This is a genomic window from Flavobacterium chuncheonense (genome assembly GCF_042686145.1).
In the GTDB taxonomy this organism is placed as follows: domain Bacteria; phylum Bacteroidota; class Bacteroidia; order Flavobacteriales; family Flavobacteriaceae; genus Flavobacterium; species Flavobacterium chuncheonense.
On the sequence record NZ_JBHUPC010000012.1, the window covers coordinates 714853 to 734228 of the forward strand.

A 19376-nucleotide genomic window follows, 5' to 3' on the forward strand; every position below is an offset into this window, starting at 1 on the left:
TTAGTGTGTTTCTATTAAACTTTTATTTCTTGAACGTTGGAAACCAATAATTAGACCTAAAGTAATTAACGCCATAGGAGCCAACAACATAAATCCATTATTTTCGTAACCAATTGCATACAATCCTGTTTTTTCAACTGGGTCACCGAATACTGGGAAACCTAATAATTTACCAGAACCTAATAACTCCCTGAAGAAACCTACTACTACTAATATTAAACCATATCCAGCAGCATTTCCAATACCGTCTAAGAATGCTTTCCAAGGTCCGTTACCCAAAGCAAAAGCTTCGAAACGTCCCATGATAATACAGTTTGTAATAATCAAACCTACGAATACTGATAATTTTTTAGCTAAATCTGGAACGTAAGCTTTTAATGTTAAGTCTACAATAATAACCAAAGCTGCAACTACTACTAATTGAGCGATAATACGAATTGCAGATGGAATAACATTACGCATTAATGAAATTACAACGTTACCTGCAGCTAATACAAACATTACAGACAATGCCATAATGATAGAAGCTTTCAATTCTGCTGTAATTGCCAATGCCGAACAAATACCTAACACTTGAACCGTAATAGGGTTACTATCTGTTAGTGGATCTTTAATTAAACCGATATTCTTTTTTGAGAACAATGGCTCTTTTTCTGTGTTTTTTTCTGCCATGGTTTTATTTTTTTAATGTTTCAAAATAAGGCAAGTACAATTTAATACCTGATTTCAACATTGCAGCTACACCGTTTCCAGTAATAGTTGCACCCGAAATAGCATCAACTTGATTGTCTGTCTTATCTGTGTTATTAGGATCTCCGTTTGATTTAGAAATTTCAACTGATTTGTAATTTCCGCTTGCGTCAAAAATCATTTCTCCTTTGAAATCGTCTTTAAAGAAAGATTCCGTAATGTTTGCTCCTAAACCAGGTGTTTCTCCTTTGTGATCAAAGAAAACTCCGTTGATACTTTTCAAGTCATCATTTAAAGCAATGTAGCCCCAAATTGCATCCCAAAGTCCGTTACCTCTAACTGGGAAAATGTAGATTTTTTCACCATCTTTTTCTCCAATGAATAAAGGCAATCTTTGAACTTTTCCTTGCTTTGCAGCATCTTGTTCTTTCTTAACATCAATTAAATAAGCCTCAGAATTTTCAGTAGCTGTAGTACCTTCAATTACATATTGTTGCTTAATGTATTGGTTAAAAGTTTCAGTAGCATTGCTTCTATCCGACTCAATACCCATTGAACTTAAAATATCCATTTGTGTTTTAACTTTATCGTTATTAACACGCATTTCTTTTGTTGCACTTGCGAAAAAAGCCAACAAAGATCCTACTACTACTACTAATATTACTGAGAATATAATAGTATACGAGTTTGAGTCTGTACGTTTTGTTGACATAATTAAGCAGTTTGAGTTTTTAAACGTTTCATTCTTCTCTTCACATTACCTTGTACCACATAGTGGTCAATTGTTGGAGCAAATACATTCAACAATAAAATAGCCATCATTACTCCTTCTGGGTAAGCTGGGTTGAACACACGGATTAAAATACTGAATAAACCAATTAAGAATCCGTAGATGATTTTACCTGCATTAGTTTGTGCCGCAGAAACTGGGTCTGTAGCCATAAATACAATACCGAATGCAATACCTCCAATTAATAAATGTTGCCAGAATGGGAATGACATTAATCCATAGAATTTACTAGATTCCGTGATAACACCAGCATCTACAATACCGTTGAAGATTAATCCCATAACAACAGCACCTACAACAGCAGAAATCATAATTCTTGCACTTCCAATTCCTGTGAAAATTAACCAAGCTGCTCCTAATAAAATTAAGAAAGTTGATGTTTCTCCAACAGATCCAGGAATAAATCCGAAGAACATATCTGCTACTGAATGAGTAGGCGTATGATTTGCTGCTAAAGCTCCTAAGATAGTCTCTCCAGAAATAGCATCTACACCGTTTGCTTTTGTTACACCATTAACTGCTCCGTGAACCCATACTTTATCTCCAGACATCCAAGCTGCCCAGTTAAAGAATAAGAAAGCACGAATTGTTAAAGCTGGGTTTAACACATTCATACCTGTTCCACCGAATAACTCTTTTCCGATAACTACACCAAATGCCACAGCAACAGCAAGCATCCATAAAGGTAAATCAATAGGAACAATAAGTGGCACAAGCATACCTGTTACCAAGTATCCTTCTTCTACTTCGTGTTTTTTAACTGTTGCAAAAATAAATTCGATACCTAAACCTACACCGTAAGAAACGATTAATAAAGGAAGAATTTTTTCAGCTCCAATTAATAAGTTGTCAAGATTCCAAAAATCACCAGATAAAAATGGCATTCCTTCTGGAAAACCATTTATTTGTCCATGATATTGAAAACCTGCATTGAACATTCCGAATAATAAAACCGGAACCATTGCCATAATAACCGTGTTCATTACACGTTTTAGGTCAGTTGCATCTTTAATATGAGTTCCGCCATGCGTAGTCATATTAGGCAAATAAAGAAAAGTATGCAACGCGTTGAAACCTTGTTCAAATTTCGTACCGCGGTATTTTTCTTTTAAATTATGTAAATTTTGTTTTAATCCCATTTTTGTGATTTTTAGATTGCTATGAGGACTAACCTACTTCTTTGATCATTACGTCCAAACCTTGTCTGATAATCCTTTGGTGATCTTGTTTTGAAACACAAACATACTCAGTAAGCGCAAAATCTTCTGGCGCAACTTCGTAAATACCTAAAGCTTCCATTTGATCAATATCTTTCACCAAAATTGCTTTCATCAATTGCATTGGATAGATATCTAATGGAAATACTTTCTCATACTCACCTGTTAACACGAATGCTCTGTGCTCACCATTTGTATTAGTATTCAAATCATATTTCTTATTCGGTGTTAAGAATGAGAACATATTTGCTCTGTAAACACTGAATTTATTTGGTCTTGGAATATTCCACCCAAAGAAATCATAATCATCACCCTCTGGAATAGCAGTTACCATGTCATGGTAAAAACCTAAAAATCCATCTTTTGATTTTTGATCTCCAGTTAGTACATCACCACTGATAATTCTATAACCACCCTCTTTCAAGTTTCCAGCAACAATATCACTAATTTGAGCTCCAGCCTTTACTTTCACATAAGAAGGTTTTGCAAAACCAGTTCCTGCTAAAGCAATAACTTTTTCTTGATTAAGTTTACCTGTCAAAAACAAGTCTCCAATAGTAGCAACATCTTCGATTTGAACCACCCAAACTTTTTCTCCTTTGTTAATAGGATCAATTTTTGCAATTTGAGTTGAAACCAAACCTACTGGATGCACACCTTGACCTTTGTGAACTGTTACACCGTCAACTTTTGGCATAAAATCTGCGCTTGGTGATACTGTAACGTGAACTTTACCAGAAGTCAATTTTGTCAAAGCAGTAAAACCAGCAGCCAAAGCATCTTGTCTACCTTTTAAAGTCACATTTAAGTCAGCCGCTAATGGCGCAGAATTGATTCCTGAAACAAAAATTGCTTTAGGAGTATCTGCAGAATTTGCCATTACATCATAAGGACGTTGCGTGATAAACGGCCAACTTCCCGATGCCAACAAATGCTCTTTTACTTCTTTTCCAGATAAATCTTTTGGATTTTTTTTGCTATGCTCTACGAAATCATCTTGAGAATCAGCAATAATAAGAATTTCTAAAATAACTCTTTTCTCACCTCTTTTTATCTCTTGAATCGTTCCGCTAACAGGAGAAACAAACTTTACAGCCTCATCATTTTTTGAATAAAAAATAACTTCACCAGCTTTAACTTTTGCTCCTTCCTTAACAACCATTTTTGGTGTTACTCCGTGAAAATCGGAAGGTTTGATAGCATAGACTTTCGAGCGGGTAACCTCAGAAACTGTTTTTTCCGCTTCACCCTTTAACTTAAGGTCTAAACCTTTTTTAATTCGAATGTCTTTTGACATGTTTATTGAAGATATGGTTAGTACTAATTTACTATAAAACGTGCAAATTTAATTAATTAGAATACACTAACGCAAAATTATGCTCAGGCTTTTTTATTATTTATACCAATTCTAAATTAACAAACATAAGGTTTCGTGCACAAAATTTGTACTTGATGAAATAGAATTACTACATTTACATTTACAATCATTCTGAAAATGACCAGATCAACATTTTTACTACCATTTCTTTTACTCGTTTCTATTTGTTTTGGACAAGTTGAATACGAAATAGACCCTCCATTCAATATCAAAACCGTATCCTTTGTCCAAAATCAAAAAAACGTGCTCCCTTTTTTCAGACTAGGAGAAGTTTTTGAAATTCAATTTGACGATTTATACGGAAACGAGGCCGATTACTATTACACATTAACACAGTGCTCGTATGACTGGACTCCAACTGGTTTAACCAAAAATGAATATTTGAACGGTATTGACAACCAAAGAATCATGAACTATCAAAATTCTTACAATACACTTCAGCAATATTCGCACTACAAACAAGCATTCCCAAACAAGTTCAACACCATTATCAAAAGCGGTAATTATATTATAAAAATATTCAACGACGAACAAGAATTAGTCTTTTCAAGACGCTTTGTATTGTATGAAGAACAAGTATCTGTTGCTTTAGACATTCGTAGAGCACGAAATTTTGATGCCATCCAAGAAAAACAAAACATGGAATTGGCGATTGATTATGGCGATCGTATTTTACAAAACCCAACACAAAATGTTAAAGTTACTTTTTTCCAAAACGGCAATTGGAAAAACGCTATCTACAATGTGAAACCACAATATACTTTGGGTACTCAACTTATATACAAGTACAATACTGAAACACAGTTTTGGGGAGGCAACGAATGTTACACTATTGACACTTCCAATTTAAGAACTTCTAATAATAGTGTGGCAAAAGTAAGCGCAGGCGATATTTACAACTCACACTTATACATAAACTACGCTCGTAAAAACAACCCCTACACATACTTCCCTGACTTTAATGGAAATTTCGTTATCCAAAGTTTAAATTCAGAAAATCAAGAAATCGAATCGGATTATTCTTGGGTATATTTCACATTGGAAGCACCTGATTTTTTTGACAGAAACAACATTTACATTACCGGAATGTTCAACAACTACGCAATGTCAGAAGAAAACAAACTGGTTTACAATAAGAAAAATGGTTTGTACGAAAAAGCAATTCTTATCAAACAAGGATACACCAATTATCAGTATACTGTGGCAGACAACAACAACAAAATCAATTACAAAGATGCCGTTGATGGCAATTATTACCAAACGGAAAACAATTATCCGGCTATAGTGTACTATAGAGGCAACAATGCGCGTTACGACAAAGTCATTGGTATTGCTAACGCAAATAGTGAATCAATTCGCAACTAAACATGGGCAGAAAAGACGCAATTTACCGAGGCACCGAATGCCTTAATTGTCATACTCCACTTGACATTAGCGAACGATATTGTCATTTTTGCGGACAATTAAACTCTACCAAAAAAGTTACACTAAGTGATTTCATTGAGGAGTTTTTCGCCAATTTTTACGCTTATGACTCCAAAGTTAGAAACACCTTTACTTATCTATTCACTAAACCTGCATTTGTAGCTAAACAAATTATAAACGGCAAAAGACAGTCGTTTGCAAATCCTTTTCGTTTATTTTTAAGTATCGTAATTCTATTCTTCTTAGCACAAAGCTTTTTAGAAAATGAAGACGATTTATACGAATCTAAAATAACCCCCGAAACCATAACGATTCCCCAAAAAGACTCCATAAAAAAAGAAGAAAAAAAGTTTTACTCGGAAAAGGAATTAGAAAAAGAAATTTTTCTAATAAGATGGTCTAAAAAAGCAGATACATTTAGTGATTACATTCCTTTACATCCCGAATATGATCAAGAAAAAACATTACAAGACCTAAACTACAAAGACACCAAGGAAAATCACTTTTTATATAAAAGAGTATGGTTACTCTGGGAAGCTTCTAAACTAGGATTCAAAAGCAAACTTTGGACAGAATTAGTAAAAAAAATGCCTTTTATAATCTTTTTACTACTTCCTTCAATTGCATTTTGTTTTTTTTTGATTTTCAGGAATAAAGTATATACTTATACTGACAATTTGATTTTTGTATACACTCTAGCTTCTGTCTATTTCCTAAGTCTTTTTCTTGATTTAATTGTTCTAAAAACAACTACACTCGACATCGCTTTTATAACAGCAATTGTCTTTATGTTGTACTTATACAAGTCTTTAAGAAAATTTTATAATTTTAGTAGATGGAAAACAATTTATAAATTTGTACTTTTGAATATTGTAACTATAATCGTTGCTCTACCAACTTTATTTTTTATAACGTTTTTCATTTTCATGTGTATCTGATGGTAACACAAATAACAAAAGGCATAAAAATTTCTGTTTCTACTAGTTTTGAAGGCACCTACTTTAAAAACTACAAGATAAACTTTGCCTTTAGTTACCAAATCACTATTGAAAACCACAGTAAAGATTCAGTACAACTTAATTCTCGTCATTGGGAAATTTACGATGCTTTAAACAACAAAGAAATTGTTGATGGCGAAGGTGTAGTTGGCAAAAAACCAGTATTAAAACCAGGTGAGAAACACACCTATACTTCAGGGTGTTTACTTTCTTCTCCAATAGGTGCAATGAAAGGACATTACAATATGATTAACTTTACTTCAACTAAAAGCTTTAAAGTCATCATACCTACTTTCAAATTTAGTGCTCCATTTGCATTAAACTAAAAACCACTCTCCTTTTTTGTGTAATTAAAGTAACACTTCTTTCGGTTATTTTTTACTAAATTTGTGCTTTCAAATTTATAATTACTTAAAAAACAATATCATGACTAAAGGATTCTTTAATGTTCCGAAAGCAGTAAATGAGCCAGTTAAAGCGTATGCTCCTGGATCTGTGGAAAGAGAGCGCGTTTTAGCAGCATATAAAGAAATGTGGAATACTCAAATTGATGTTCCTTTATATATAGGTGCTGAAGAAATAAGAACAGGCAACACTAGAACGATGTCTGCTCCTCACGATCACCAACACATTGTAGGTACTTATCACTTAGCTGAAAAAAAACATATTGATCAAGCTATCGCTACAGCATTAGAAGCAAGAAAAAAATGGGCTGCAATGTCATGGGAAAACCGTGCTGCAATCTTTTTAAAAGCTGCTGAATTAATTGCAGGTCCTTACCGTGCAAAAATCAATGCTGCAACTATGATTGCACAATCTAAAACTATTCACCAAGCAGAAATTGACGCTTCTTGTGAATTGATTGACTTCTTACGTTTTAACGTAGAATACATGGCTCAAATTTATAAAGAACAACCACAATCAGACTCTTCAACTTGGAACCGTGTTGAACACCGTCCATTAGAAGGTTTTGTATATGCTATTACTCCATTTAACTTTACAGCTATCGCAGCAAACTTGCCTGCAAGTGCTGCTATGATGGGTAATGTAGTCGTTTGGAAACCAAGTGACAGTCAAATTTTCTCTGCAAAAGTTATCATTGACATTTTCAAAGAAGCAGGTGTGCCAGACGGCGTAATCAACGTAGTATACGGTGACCCTATCATGATTACTGAAACTGTTTTAGCGAGTCCTGATTTTGCTGGAGTACACTTCACAGGTTCAACTCATGTATTCAAAGATATTTGGGCTAAGATTGGTGCAAACATTCATTCTTATAAAACATACCCAAGAATTGTAGGAGAAACTGGTGGTAAAGATTTCATTATTGCTCACCCATCTGCAAATGTTAAACAAGTAGTAACCGGAATTACTCGTGGCGCTTTTGAATTCCAAGGGCAAAAATGTAGTGCTGCTTCTCGTGTTTACATTCCTCAAAGTTTATGGCCTGCTGTTAAAAACCAATTGGAAATTGATGTAAATTCAATGAAAATGGGATCTCCAGAAGATATGTCAAACTTCATCACAGCTGTGATTCATGAAGGCTCATTTGACAAATTAGCATCATATATCGACCAAGCTAAAAAAGATGCTGATGCAGAAATCATCTTAGGTGGTAACTACGATAAATCAAAGGGATACTTTATTGAGCCAACCGTTATCGTTACTACAAATCCTAAATACACTACAATGGAAACTGAATTATTCGGTCCAGTTGTAACGATTTACGTTTACGAAGATGCAAAATGGTCTGAAACTTTAGAATTAGTGGACGCTACTTCAGAATATGCTTTAACAGGAGCTGTATTCAGCCAATGCCGTTATGCAGTTGAAGAAGCAGTTATTGCTTTACAAAATGCTGCAGGTAACTTCTACATCAACGACAAACCAACAGGAGCTGTAGTTGGCAACCAACCATTTGGTGGCGCTAGAGCTTCAGGAACAAATGATAAAGCAGGTTCGATGTTAAACTTATTACGTTGGGTTTCTCCAAGAACAATAAAAGAAACATTTGTTACTCCAGAACATTATAGCTATCCATTTTTAGGATAATCCAATAAAAACAAAAAGTCCCGAAAAAATTCGGGACTTTTTTATTTCTTAAATTTTAATGGCAAGTGTACTACTTTTTTAGTTTCAAAAAATTCTTCATCAAAGAAACTAGACAAATCGTATAATGTTGCCGCTGGAAAACTCGCCAACTCTTCTGTCAAATCACCACCTTTTAAATATAAAATTCCATTTTTCAAATCGTGCTTGGAATCTTTTTTGATTTTACCATCAACCCAATTTACAAAATCAGGCATATTGGTAACTGCTCGACTCACAATAAAATCAAAACTATTTTTAACCAACTCTGCACGTTTTTGCTCTGCTTTTAAATTTTTCAATCCAATAGCAGAAGCCACCTCGTTAACTACTTTTATTTTTTTTGCAATTACATCTATCAAATAAAAATCAACTTCAGGATGCATAATCGCCAACGGGATTCCTGGAAAACCACCACCAGTACCAACATCCATAATTTGACTTCCTGGTTTAAATTCTAATACTTTTACAATTCCTAAAGAATGTAAAACATGACGCGTGTACAATTCGTCGATATCTTTTCGAGAGACAACATTTATTTTGGCATTCCAATCTTCATACAAATCTTTTAGCATTGAAAACTGCTTGATTTGCGTCTCAGACAAATTTGGAAAATATTTCAACAAGACTTCCATTTCACTAATTTTGAGCAAAAATACGGAAATAAAGTAACAATTTATTTTTAATATCTTCGTTTACAAAAGATAATTATTACCTTTGAAAACAATATTGAAACACATGAATATGAATACAAATGCCCCTGTTTTTTCAAAAACCGACGATACTAAATTCTTTAGAACTTTAAACAAAAGAGTTAACGAATACTTCAAAGAGAAAAATTTAAGCAAAACTGGAAATTGGAAATTACACCTTAAAACAATTGTAATGTTTGCTCTTTTTCTTACTCCTTATTTTTTCCTTTTAGCTATGAACATGCCTTTCTGGGTATACTTATTACTTAATGTAGTAATCGGTATAGGAATGGCGGGTGTAGGGATGAACGTAATGCACGATGGTAATCATGGTGCTTATTCTACCAAATCATGGGTAAATAAATTAATGGGAGGAAGTATTTACATTTTAGCTGGAAATGTTTACAATTGGCAAGTACAGCATAATGTTTTACACCACACGTACACCAATATTTTAGGTCATGATGAAGATTTAGAAGCGGGCCGTATTTTACGCTTTTCAAAAACAGCAAAATGGTACAGTTTCCACAAATTCCAACACTACTACTCTGTGTTTTTATATGGATTATTAACTTTTAACTGGGCTATTACAACAGACTTCCTTCAAATGAAACGCTATTTGAAGCGTCAATTATCATATGGAGAAGCTAAAAGTCCTGCATTTCAATGGACAACACTTATTATCACTAAAGCCATATACTTCTCTATTTGGATTGTGCTACCAATTATGGTGGGTGTAATTTGGTGGAAAGTACTTTTAGGATTTGTAGTAATGCACTATACCGCAGGTTTAATTTTAAGTGTCGTATTCCAATTGGCACACGTTGTTGAAGATACCATCAACCCAATGCCAAACGAAAATGGAGAAATTGAGAACACTTGGGCAGTACACCAATTGTTTACAACAGCGAATTTTGCACCTAAAAACTGGATTGTTAACTATTATACAGGTGGATTGAATCATCAAATCGAACATCACATTTTCCCTAATATTAGTCATATTCACTATGGTAAAATTGCTGAAATTGTTAAGCAAACTGCTAAAGAATGTAACTTACCCTATTACGAATTTGAAACGACTAGAGCAGCTATTGCTTCTCACTTCAAACACCTTAAAGAATTAGGAAAAAAACCGCAATTAGCATAATAACTAACATCAGCATATATATCATGAATCCGTTATCAGATAGAATTAATAATTTATCTACGTCTCAAACGCTTGCTATGGCAGCTCTTGCAAGAGAGTTAAAAGCACAAGGAAAAGACATTATTAGTTTAAGTTTAGGAGAACCTGACTTTAACACTCCCGATTTTATCAAAGAAGCTGCAAAAAAAGCCATTGACGAAAATTACAGCACCTACACTCCGGTTGATGGTTATGCTGAATTGAAGGAGGCTATTTGTAAAAAATTCAAAAGAGATAACGATTTAGATTATAAACCCGCAAACATTGTTGTTTCTACTGGAGCAAAACAGTCCTTATACAATATTGCACAGGTAATGTTGAACGAAGGTGACGAAGTTATTCTTCCCGCTCCTTATTGGGTAAGCTATTTCGAAATTGTAAAACTTTCAGGTGGAGTACCGGTTGAAGTAGAAACTTCTATCGAGAACGATTTCAAAATCACACCAGAACAACTGGAAAAAGCTATTACACCAAAAACTAAAATGATTTGGTATAGTTCTCCTTGTAATCCAAGTGGATCTGTTTACAGCAGAGATGAACTAACAGCTTTAGCTAAAGTTTTAGAAAAATATCCAAATATTTACGTAGTTTCAGATGAGATCTACGAACATATTAATTTTTCAGGTACTTTTTGCAGTATCGGATCTATTCCAGGAATGTTGGAAAAAACCATTACCGTTAATGGTGTTGCAAAAGCATTTGCAATGACAGGCTGGAGAATTGGTTATATTGGTGCTCCAGAATTCATCGCTAAAGCATGTACAAAAATTCAAGGTCAAGTAACTAGTGGTGCAAACTCTATTGCGCAACGTGCTACTATAGCAGCAGTTGAAGCAGACCCAAAAGTATTGAACTACATGGTTGAAGCATTCCACAAAAGACGTGATTTGGTAGTTGGATTAATCCAAGATATTCCAGGATTAAAAATTAACGTACCAGAAGGAGCTTTCTACGTATTCCCTGATGTTTCTGATTTTTTCGGAAAAACATTAAAAGGAACTAAAATTGAAAATGCAAGTGATTTCTCTATGTACTTGCTATCAGAGGCTAATGTTGCCACTGTGACAGGTGAAGCATTTGGAAATCCAAACTGCATCAGATTCTCTTACGCTACTAGCGAAGAACTTCTAATTGAAGCATTACGCAGAATCAAAGAAGCATTAGCTTAAACATTATAATGCCTCAAGATTTCTTGAGGTTTTTTTATTAAATCACATCACGCGAAATACCTAAGGGAGCATCTATAATTATAGTAACTCCCTTACTCGCTCAATCACACTTTATACAATGAAGAAAAAAATACTTTTATTAGGTTCGGGAGAATTAGGAAAAGAATTCGTAATTGCAGCGCAACGCATCGGACAACACGTAATTGCAGTTGATAGTTATGAAAATGCTCCTGCTATGCAAGTTGCTCATGAATTTGAAGTAATCAATATGTTAGACGGTGCCGAATTGGATCGTATTGTTGCAAAACACCAACCTGATTTTATTGTCCCTGAAATTGAAGCTATTCGTACTGAACGTTTTTACGAATACGAAAAACAAGGGATAACTGTAGTACCATCTGCTAAAGCTGCAAACTTCACCATGAATCGTAAAGCAATTCGCGATTTAGCAGCTAAAGATTTGGGCTTACGCACTGCTAACTACCGTTACGCTACTACTGCTGAAGAATTGGAAAAAGCGGTTGAAGCGGTTGGAATGCCTTGTGTAGTTAAACCCCTGATGAGTTCTTCTGGAAAAGGACAATCGACTATCAAAACACAAGAAGACATCGCAAAGGCTTGGAACTATGCCGTTGAAGGTTCTCGTGGAGATGTTATCGAGGTCATTGTAGAAGCATTTGTTAATTTCCATTCGGAAATCACTCTTCTGACGGTTACCCAAAACAACAACCCTACGCTATTTTGTTCTCCTATCGGACACCGTCAAGAACGTGGCGATTATCAAGAAAGTTGGCAACCAGCAAGAGTTACAGACAAAGATTTAGCTGAAGCGCAAGACATGGCTAAAAAAGTAACCGAAGCTCTAGGTGGTGCTGGCATTTTCGGTGTTGAATTTTTCCTAACAGATGAAGGTGTTTATTTTTCAGAATTATCACCTCGTCCACACGATACAGGAATGGTTACGCTTGCAGGTACTCAAAATTTCAACGAGTTTGAGTTACACTTACGCGCCATCTTAAGTTTACCAATTGCCGAAATTACCTTTGAGAGAGCTGGAGCTAGTGCAGTAATTTTAGCTTCAGAAAATTCAACAAATCCTTCATTTGAAGGAGTTGAAAATATTGCTGGTTTACCTAAAACAGATTTCAGATTATTTGGGAAACCAACGTCAAGACCTTACAGAAGAATGGGCGTTGTTTTATCATATGATACAACTACTACCCCTATTGAAGAAATTGTAGAGCGTGCGAAAGAAACAGCCAAAAAAATTAATGTCAAATAAATTAAAAAAGCCTTAGTTTAAACTAAGGCTTTTTTAATTAGGTATTTCTTCTTTAAAAATTGTAATTCTTTCATAACAAAAAACTGAAACAATATATAAAACAAAGAGTTGAAAACCCAGATATCAATAAACGGTCTATCCCACAAGACCCACTCCACATTTCCCGTCAAAAAAATTAAGCTGCTACTCAGTAAATAAATACTTAATCCTCCAAAAAAGTAGTGATAATCAACTCTAACTTTATCAAAAGTAGTATAGAAATAAAAAATCACATAAACTAAAATTGTCGAAGACGTAATTCCAATTTCAAATAGATTAAACTCCCAAAATAGTGAGGGTTTTATAACATACGACATTAATATCAAAAGTAAAACAATACTAGAAAACACGGCTACAACACTTTGTATCTTTCCATTGCCTTTAAACAGTTGCAGAAAAAAAAGGGTAATGATTATAAATTGAAAATTAAACTGAAAATGAGAAATAAAAAAATTTGATCCCGGTTCTAAAACTCCTAAAATATGACAACCTATTTCAATAATAGCCATTGTTACCAGGTATACCGAAAAAAACTTAAACGAGTTTAAGTCTATTTTTTTACGAAAAGAAACACTTCTAAGCGCATTATAGACTAAAAAAAACAAACCGAAGAAACTAATTCCAAATACTAACCAAAAATCCCCCATTTCTCAACATTTTAAAAGTATAAATTTTCATATGCTTAATATACCAAAACTTAAGCTAACATAAGCTATTCGCATTCAAAAAAAGTGTATTTTAAAAAAAAACGTATTTTTGCGCTCACAAATAAAACCAATTGAAATGAAAGCATACGTATTTCCAGGTCAAGGTGCCCAATTCACTGGAATGGGAAAAGACTTATATGAGAATTCTTCGTTAGCAAAAGAATTATTCGAAAAAGCAAACGAGATATTAGGGTTTAGAATTACCGACATCATGTTTGAAGGTACAGCAGATGAATTAAAAGAAACGAAAGTTACACAACCAGCTGTTTTCTTACATTCTGTAATTTTAGCCAAAACCTTAGAAAATTTTAATCCAGAAATGGTTGCAGGACATTCATTAGGTGAATTTTCGGCCTTAGTCGCAAATGGTGCTTTATCATTTGAAGATGGATTAAAATTAGTTTCAAAAAGAGCTTTAGCGATGCAAAAAGCATGTGAAATTACACCTTCAACTATGGCTGCTGTTTTAAACCTAGAGGATAAAGTTGTGGAAGACATCTGTGCTTCTATTGATGGTGTAGTTGTTGCTGCAAATTACAATTGCCCAGGACAATTAGTGATTTCAGGAGAGTATAAAGCGGTTGAAGCGGCTTGTGAAAAAATGAAAGAAGCAGGTGCAAAACGTGCTTTAATTTTACCAGTAGGAGGTGCATTCCACTCGCCAATGATGGAACCTGCACGTGAAGAATTAGCGGCAGCTATTGAAGCAACGACTTTCAGTACTCCAAGTTGTCCCGTTTATCAAAACGTAACAGCAAGTGCAATTTCAGATCCTGCAGAAATCAAAAAGAACTTAATTGCGCAATTAACAGGAGCTGTTAAATGGACGCAATCTGTCAACCAAATGATTCATGATGGAGCAACTAGCTTCACAGAAGTTGGACCAGGTAAAGTACTCGTTGGATTAGTTAAAAAAATCAACAACGAAGTCGAAACAATTTCAGCTTAAATAATAACTCAAAACTCCGATAAATTAATCGGAGTTTTTTTTTAGCTATCTTTGTTTTAAACATTCTCTTTTTTATGAATTTTGATTTGCGAACGGTAAATGTTACGCGTTATATAACCCCTCTTCGCGAAGGCGGTTCTCTACCTGCTTTGGCTGATGCCGATGATGACTTTAAATATGTATTAAAGTTTAGAGGAGCAGGACATGGTGTGAAAGCTTTAATTGCAGAATTTTTAGGTGGCCAAATAGCCAAATATTTAGGATTACCTGTACCCGAATTGGTATTTGCAACCCTTGACGAAGCTTTTGGAAGAACAGAGGGCGATGAGGAAATTCAAGACTTACTCAAATTTAGTCAAGGTTTGAATTTAGGTTTACATTATTTGTCAGGGGCTATAACTTATGATGCTGCAGCAAACGATTGTGAAGCTTTACTAGCCTCAAAAATAGTTTGGCTTGATGCTTACATTACAAATGTGGACCGAACATTTAAAAACACCAATCTTTTGATTTGGAAAAAGGAACTTTGGTTAATAGACCATGGAGCTGCCTTTTATTTCCATCATTCTTGGAACAATTGGGAAACCACAGCATTAACGCCTTTTGCATTAATAAAAGACCACGTTTTACTACCAAAGGCTTCAAAACTTGATAAAGCGCATCAAGAATTTACAGCCAAATTAAATAATGATATTCTTCATAAAATTGTAGATCAAATTCCAGAAGATTGGTTACAATGGGAAGAACAAGACATTACACCTGAAGAAATTAAGTCGGTGTATACACAGTTTTTAACTTCACGTTTAGCAAATGCTGAATTATTTTTAAAACAAGCCGAAGATGCACGAAAAACACTTATATGAGTATGCTGTAATTCGTGTTGTACCTAGGGTTGAACGCGAAGAATTTATTAATATTGGCTTGATGCTGTTTTGCAAACGCCAAAAATATTTACGCATACAATATCAAATTCCAGAAACGAAAATCAGTTTGTTTTGCCCAGATTTTGATGTAGAACAATTACGTCATAATTTAGAATCGTTTTCTAAAATATGTCAGGGTAAAAATGGAGGTCCCATTGCTCATTTTGAATTAGCTGAACGCTTCCGATGGATTACTGCCGTAAAAAGCTCAAGTATTCAAACCTCAAGACCACACACAGGTCTAACTTCTGATTTAGATGTTACTTTTGAAAAATTATATATAGAATTAGTCCTATAAAAAAGGTAGCTTTAAAAGCTACCTCTTATCTTTTTTTCCCATTTCCAAGCACTATCAAGAGCTTGTTCTAAACTCAAGTGTGCCTTCCAGCCCAATTCATTGTTAACTTTGTCAGTATTGGCATAAGCTTCTGTAATATCACCTTCTCTACGCCCAACTATTTTATACGGTAATTTTTGGTTGGCAACTTTTTCAAAAGCTTGTATTACCTCTAATACCGAACTACCTTTTCCTGTACCAATATTAAACGTTTCTACTTTCTCCCTATTTGTCTTCGCTATCAATCGCTGTAACGCTACTACATGAGCTTTTGCTAAATCTACCACATGAATATAATCACGAATGGCTGTTCCATCTGGAGTAGGATAATCTTCTCCAAAAACAGAAAGTTCCTTTCGTAAACCTGCCGCTGTTTGGGTAATAAACGGCACCAAATTCTGAGGGACTCCTAATGGCAACTCCCCTATTTCTATTGAAGGATGAGCTCCAATAGGATTAAAATAGCGTAATAAAACGGCATTAATATTGGATACTTTAGCAACATCTTGAATAATTTCTTCTCCAATTTGCTTGGTATTTCCATAAGGTGACATTGCTTGTTGTACTGGAGCTTCTTCTGTAATAGGCATTTGTTCCGCTTGCCCATAAACTGTACAAGAAGAACTGAAAATAAAATGCGCCTCAGGTTTTGCCTGAAGTTGCTGTAACAAATACACTAAAGAATTAATGTTGTTTTCATAATACAATAACGGATTCTCAACACTTTCTCCAACCGCTTTACTTGCTGCAAAATGTATTACACCTTGAACATCTGAGTAACGGTTAAAAAAATCTTGAACTGCATTTTTATCTCGTAAGTCAATATTTTCAAAAACAGGTCTTTTATTCGTTATACGCTCAATTCCATCCAATACTTCAATTGAAGAATTTGATAAATTATCAATAATGACAACATCCAACCCCTCATTTTGCAATTCTACTACAGTATGCGAACCTATAAATCCTAATCCTCCAGTAACTAATATTCTCATCCCATTTTTTTTATACAAACTCTAACACAGCGTCTGTAATAAACTTAACTTGATCGTCTTCTAATTCAGTATGCATTGGCAAAGCAATTACTTCTTTACACAATTGGTTGGTAACCACAAAATCTGCTTCATTATATCGAGTGTCCGCATACGCCTTTTGACTGTGTAATGGAATTGGATAATAAATGGCACATGGGATACCTTTCCCTTGTAAATGTGCTAATAATCCATCGCGTTTACCATTAGTAACTCTAAAAACATATTGATGGAAAACGTGATCATTTCCATTCCAATCGAATTGTGGAACAACTATATTTTCATTTTGCGATAAAATTTCATTGTATTTTTTAGCAGCAGTTCTTCTAGCTTGATTGTAACTGTCCAAGTGTGGTAATTTTGCTTTCAAAACACCCGCTTGAATACTGTCTAAACGAGAATTTACACCTACTACGTCGTGGTGGTAACGCTCATACATACCATGGTTAACAATTCCTCTCAAAGTATGTGCTAAAGCATCATCATTTGTAAAAATTGCACCACCATCACCATAACAGCCTAAATTTTTTGAAGGGAAAAATGAAGTAGCCCCTACATGTCCAATTCCACCTACTTTTTCACTAGCCCCACTCTTCCAAGTATAATTTGCACCAATTGCCTGAGCATTATCTTCAATTACATATAAATTATGCGCTGCTGCAATTTCCATAATAGCATCCATATTGGCAGCACGTCCAAACAAATGTACCGGTACAATTGCCTTAGTTTTTGGAGTAATTGCTTTTTTAATCGCTTCAATAGAAATGTTCATATCATCCATGTTCACATCTACTAAAACTGGCGTTAATTGTAATAAAGCAATCACTTCTACTGTCGCAGCAAACGTAAAATCGGCAGTAATTACTTCATCACCAGGCTGTAATCCCAATCCCATCATTGCTATTTGTAAAGCATCCGTACCATTTGCACATGGAATTACGTGTTTTACACCTAAATATTGTTCCAAATCTGCTTGAAATTGATGTACCAAAGGTCCATTAATATAAGTGTTAGTTTCTAGAACTTCTTGTATTGAATTATTGACTTCTTCTTTTATTTTTTCATATTGACTTTTCAAGTCAACCATTTGTAATTTTTTCATCTGAAATAAAATTAAGTGTCACAAAAGTAAGAAATTCTAAGCTACGTTTTTAAGATAACCAAAAAGAAACGTATTTTAGCGAATCAAAAAAATAGTATGCTATTTCTGTACAATATAGTAGTTCATATTGCTGGCATTTTTTTAAAATTGCTCGCTCTTTTTAGCCCAAAATTAAAGCTCTTTGTAGCAGGAAGAAAAACTGTAATTGAGACGCTTAACTCAAAGATTAACGCAAGTGATAAAACCATTTGGTTCCATGCAGCATCACTTGGCGAATACGAACAAGGACTTCCAGTAATCGAAAAAGTAAAAACAAGTTATCCTAATCACAAAATAGTAGTTAGTTTCTTTTCTCCTTCGGGTTACGAAGTACGAAAAAACAACACTGTAGCAGATGCAACTGTTTATTTACTGTTGGACACTAAAAGTAATGCTACAAAATTCATAGAAGCAGCACAACCAGAAATGGTGTTTTTTATTAAATATGAATTCTGGCCGAATTATTTAAACGAATTAAAAGCTAGAAAAATCCCTACCTATTTAATTTCAGGAATTTTCAGAGAACAGCAAGCTTTTTTCAAATGGTATGGAGGTTTTTACAGAAATGCTTTGAATACTTTTAATCACTTTTTTGTACAAAACGATTCTTCAAAAAAACTGATACAAAAGCTAGGATTCAATAATATAACCGTTTCTGGAGACACCCGCTTTGATAGAGTCGTAACCATTTTAGACCGTAACAACCAATTGGATTTTATTGAAGAGTTCAAAGCAAACAAAACAACCATTGTTATTGGAAGTTCATGGCCAAAAGATGAAGATTTACTAATTAATTACATCAACAATTCAAGTTCTGATGTAAAATTTATCATTGCTCCACATAATATCAAAAAGGAACAAATTGAGAGTTTAAAATATAGTGTTCAAAAATCTACCGTTTTATTTTCAGAAAAAGAAAATAAAAACCTTGCCGATTTTCAAGTTTTTATCATTGACACTATTGGCATCCTAACTAAAATTTACAGTTATGCTGACATAGCTTATGTAGGTGGTGGTTTTGGAAATCCTGGGGTGCATAACATTTTAGAGCCTGCAACTTTTGGCATTCCAATTATTATCGGACCAAATTTCAGTCATTTTGCAGAAGCAACAGCTCTAGTCCATGCTGAAGGATGTATTACCATTCAAAATCAAATTGAACTATACGAAGCATTCGACTTATTGCTCAACAATGAAGACGAACGCCATGAAAAAGGACATATTTGTGAAACTTTTGTTCAAATGAACAAAGGCGCAACCAACACTATTCTACAGTACATCAACAATAAATAAAATAACCCAAATCGGAAATTTTAATTTCCGTAAATTGCACGCGT

The 19376-nt window shown here is 34.3% G+C and carries 18 protein-coding genes; 11 read left to right on the forward strand and 7 right to left on the reverse strand.

Annotated features, from left to right (window positions below; genetic code table 11):
* Genes ACFS5J_RS07310 through ACFS5J_RS07325 form a run of 4 tightly spaced genes read right to left on the reverse strand, consistent with a single transcriptional unit; the run spans window position 1 to window position 3994 of the window.
* Complete coding sequence (locus tag ACFS5J_RS07310) at window positions 1–672, reverse strand: NADH:ubiquinone reductase (Na(+)-transporting) subunit D (protein WP_379811422.1); 672 nt, start codon at window positions 670–672, stop codon at window positions 1–3.
* A gap of 4 nt (window positions 673–676) precedes the next feature.
* Complete coding sequence (gene nqrC, locus ACFS5J_RS07315; RefSeq protein ID WP_379811423.1) at window positions 677–1402, reverse strand: NADH:ubiquinone reductase (Na(+)-transporting) subunit C; 726 nt, start codon at window positions 1400–1402, stop codon at window positions 677–679.
* 2 nt (window positions 1403–1404) lie between these two features.
* Window positions 1405–2619 carry an NADH:ubiquinone reductase (Na(+)-transporting) subunit B gene (locus tag ACFS5J_RS07320; RefSeq protein ID WP_379811424.1) on the reverse strand — a complete coding sequence of 405 codons (1215 nt, stop codon included), beginning with the start codon at window positions 2617–2619 and terminating at the stop codon, window positions 1405–1407.
* A gap of 28 nt (window positions 2620–2647) precedes the next feature.
* Window positions 2648–3994 carry a Na(+)-translocating NADH-quinone reductase subunit A gene (locus ACFS5J_RS07325; protein WP_379811425.1) on the reverse strand — a complete coding sequence of 449 codons (1347 nt, stop codon included), beginning with the start codon at window positions 3992–3994 and terminating at the stop codon, window positions 2648–2650.
* Between the two features lie 198 nt (window positions 3995–4192).
* Between ACFS5J_RS07325 and ACFS5J_RS07330 the strand changes: the two genes are divergently transcribed.
* The 4 genes from ACFS5J_RS07330 (at window position 4193) to pruA (ending at window position 8550) form a co-directional block, all read left to right on the forward strand.
* Window positions 4193–5440 carry a type IX secretion system plug protein gene (locus ACFS5J_RS07330; RefSeq protein WP_379811426.1) on the forward strand — a complete coding sequence of 416 codons (1248 nt, stop codon included), beginning with the start codon at window positions 4193–4195 and terminating at the stop codon, window positions 5438–5440.
* 2 nt (window positions 5441–5442) lie between these two features.
* Window positions 5443–6438, forward strand: a complete 996-nt coding sequence (locus ACFS5J_RS07335) for a DUF3667 domain-containing protein (RefSeq protein ID WP_379811427.1) — start codon at window positions 5443–5445, stop codon at window positions 6436–6438.
* Window positions 6438–6824 carry a Co2+/Mg2+ efflux protein ApaG gene (gene apaG / locus ACFS5J_RS07340; protein ID WP_379811428.1) on the forward strand — a complete coding sequence of 129 codons (387 nt, stop codon included), beginning with the start codon at window positions 6438–6440 and terminating at the stop codon, window positions 6822–6824. The genes ACFS5J_RS07335 and apaG overlap by 1 nt, the downstream gene beginning before the upstream one ends.
* Before the next feature lie 100 nt (window positions 6825–6924).
* Entirely contained in the window at window positions 6925–8550 is a 1626-nt protein-coding gene (pruA, locus tag ACFS5J_RS07345) for an L-glutamate gamma-semialdehyde dehydrogenase (RefSeq protein ID WP_379811429.1), read from the forward strand.
* A 41-nt stretch (window positions 8551–8591) separates the two neighbouring features.
* On the opposite strand, the gene rsmG is transcribed toward pruA, so the two are convergent.
* Window positions 8592–9221 carry a 16S rRNA (guanine(527)-N(7))-methyltransferase RsmG gene (rsmG, locus tag ACFS5J_RS07350; RefSeq protein WP_379811430.1) on the reverse strand — a complete coding sequence of 210 codons (630 nt, stop codon included), beginning with the start codon at window positions 9219–9221 and terminating at the stop codon, window positions 8592–8594.
* Window positions 9222–9330: 109 nt separating this feature from the next.
* Between rsmG and ACFS5J_RS07355 the strand changes: the two genes are divergently transcribed.
* The 6 genes from ACFS5J_RS07355 to ACFS5J_RS07380 all read left to right on the forward strand — a co-directional run bounded on the left by ACFS5J_RS07355 (window position 9331) and on the right by ACFS5J_RS07380 (window position 15831).
* A complete protein-coding gene (locus ACFS5J_RS07355) occupies window positions 9331–10425 on the forward strand; it encodes a fatty acid desaturase family protein (RefSeq protein ID WP_379811431.1) in 1095 nt (364 codons plus the stop codon).
* Window positions 10426–10448: 23 nt separating this feature from the next.
* On the forward strand, window positions 10449–11633 hold the full coding sequence (locus ACFS5J_RS07360) for a pyridoxal phosphate-dependent aminotransferase (protein WP_379811432.1): 1185 nt from the start codon (window positions 10449–10451) through the stop codon (window positions 11631–11633).
* Between the two features lie 118 nt (window positions 11634–11751).
* Window positions 11752–12915 carry a formate-dependent phosphoribosylglycinamide formyltransferase gene (gene purT, locus ACFS5J_RS07365; RefSeq protein WP_379811433.1) on the forward strand — a complete coding sequence of 388 codons (1164 nt, stop codon included), beginning with the start codon at window positions 11752–11754 and terminating at the stop codon, window positions 12913–12915.
* 822 nt (window positions 12916–13737) lie between these two features.
* Window positions 13738–14610 (forward strand): ACP S-malonyltransferase, encoded by an 873-nt coding sequence (gene fabD, locus ACFS5J_RS07370; protein WP_379811434.1) that lies wholly within the window; start codon window positions 13738–13740, stop codon window positions 14608–14610.
* Window positions 14611–14684: 74 nt separating this feature from the next.
* Entirely contained in the window at window positions 14685–15473 is a 789-nt protein-coding gene (locus ACFS5J_RS07375) for a HipA family kinase (protein ID WP_379811435.1), read from the forward strand.
* The gene (locus ACFS5J_RS07380; RefSeq protein ID WP_379811436.1) at window positions 15451–15831 is read left to right on the forward strand and encodes a DUF3037 domain-containing protein; all 381 of its coding nucleotides are present in this window, start codon (window positions 15451–15453) and stop codon (window positions 15829–15831) included. The genes ACFS5J_RS07375 and ACFS5J_RS07380 overlap by 23 nt, the downstream gene beginning before the upstream one ends.
* Before the next feature lie 11 nt (window positions 15832–15842).
* On the opposite strand, the gene galE is transcribed toward ACFS5J_RS07380, so the two are convergent.
* Window positions 15843–16862 carry a UDP-glucose 4-epimerase GalE gene (gene galE / locus ACFS5J_RS07385; protein WP_379811437.1) on the reverse strand — a complete coding sequence of 340 codons (1020 nt, stop codon included), beginning with the start codon at window positions 16860–16862 and terminating at the stop codon, window positions 15843–15845.
* A gap of 10 nt (window positions 16863–16872) precedes the next feature.
* Window positions 16873–18000, reverse strand: a complete 1128-nt coding sequence (locus ACFS5J_RS07390; protein ID WP_379811438.1) for a DegT/DnrJ/EryC1/StrS family aminotransferase — start codon at window positions 17998–18000, stop codon at window positions 16873–16875.
* 96 nt (window positions 18001–18096) lie between these two features.
* On the opposite strand from ACFS5J_RS07390, the gene ACFS5J_RS07395 reads away from it, so the two are divergent.
* Window positions 18097–19332 (forward strand): 3-deoxy-D-manno-octulosonic acid transferase, encoded by a 1236-nt coding sequence (locus ACFS5J_RS07395; protein WP_379811439.1) that lies wholly within the window; start codon window positions 18097–18099, stop codon window positions 19330–19332.
* The last annotated feature ends 44 nt before the right edge of the window (window positions 19333–19376 follow it).

Bases quoted from the DNA above. Each gene is read 5' to 3' on its own strand.
- rsmG (WP_379811430.1), bottom strand. From the start codon at position 9,221: ATGGAAGTCTTGTTGAAATATTTTCCAAATTTGTCTGAGACGCAAATC.
- ACFS5J_RS07325 (WP_379811425.1), bottom strand. From the start codon at position 3,994: ATGTCAAAAGACATTCGAATTAAAAAAGGTTTAGACCTTAAGTTAAAG.
- ACFS5J_RS07380 (WP_379811436.1), top strand. From the start codon at position 15,451: ATGCACGAAAAACACTTATATGAGTATGCTGTAATTCGTGTTGTACCT.
- ACFS5J_RS07360 (WP_379811432.1), top strand. From the start codon at position 10,449: ATGAATCCGTTATCAGATAGAATTAATAATTTATCTACGTCTCAAACG.
- ACFS5J_RS07355 (WP_379811431.1), top strand. From the start codon at position 9,331: ATGAATACAAATGCCCCTGTTTTTTCAAAAACCGACGATACTAAATTC.
- galE (WP_379811437.1), bottom strand. From the start codon at position 16,862: ATGAGAATATTAGTTACTGGAGGATTAGGATTTATAGGTTCGCATACT.
- apaG (WP_379811428.1), top strand. From the start codon at position 6,438: ATGGTAACACAAATAACAAAAGGCATAAAAATTTCTGTTTCTACTAGT.
- ACFS5J_RS07320 (WP_379811424.1), bottom strand. From the start codon at position 2,619: ATGGGATTAAAACAAAATTTACATAATTTAAAAGAAAAATACCGCGGT.
- fabD (WP_379811434.1), top strand. From the start codon at position 13,738: ATGAAAGCATACGTATTTCCAGGTCAAGGTGCCCAATTCACTGGAATG.
- ACFS5J_RS07310 (WP_379811422.1), bottom strand. From the start codon at position 672: ATGGCAGAAAAAAACACAGAAAAAGAGCCATTGTTCTCAAAAAAGAAT.
- nqrC (WP_379811423.1), bottom strand. From the start codon at position 1,402: ATGTCAACAAAACGTACAGACTCAAACTCGTATACTATTATATTCTCA.
- ACFS5J_RS07375 (WP_379811435.1), top strand. From the start codon at position 14,685: ATGAATTTTGATTTGCGAACGGTAAATGTTACGCGTTATATAACCCCT.
- ACFS5J_RS07395 (WP_379811439.1), top strand. From the start codon at position 18,097: ATGCTATTTCTGTACAATATAGTAGTTCATATTGCTGGCATTTTTTTA.
- ACFS5J_RS07335 (WP_379811427.1), top strand. From the start codon at position 5,443: ATGGGCAGAAAAGACGCAATTTACCGAGGCACCGAATGCCTTAATTGT.
- ACFS5J_RS07390 (WP_379811438.1), bottom strand. From the start codon at position 18,000: ATGAAAAAATTACAAATGGTTGACTTGAAAAGTCAATATGAAAAAATA.
- purT (WP_379811433.1), top strand. From the start codon at position 11,752: ATGAAGAAAAAAATACTTTTATTAGGTTCGGGAGAATTAGGAAAAGAA.
- ACFS5J_RS07330 (WP_379811426.1), top strand. From the start codon at position 4,193: ATGACCAGATCAACATTTTTACTACCATTTCTTTTACTCGTTTCTATT.
- pruA (WP_379811429.1), top strand. From the start codon at position 6,925: ATGACTAAAGGATTCTTTAATGTTCCGAAAGCAGTAAATGAGCCAGTT.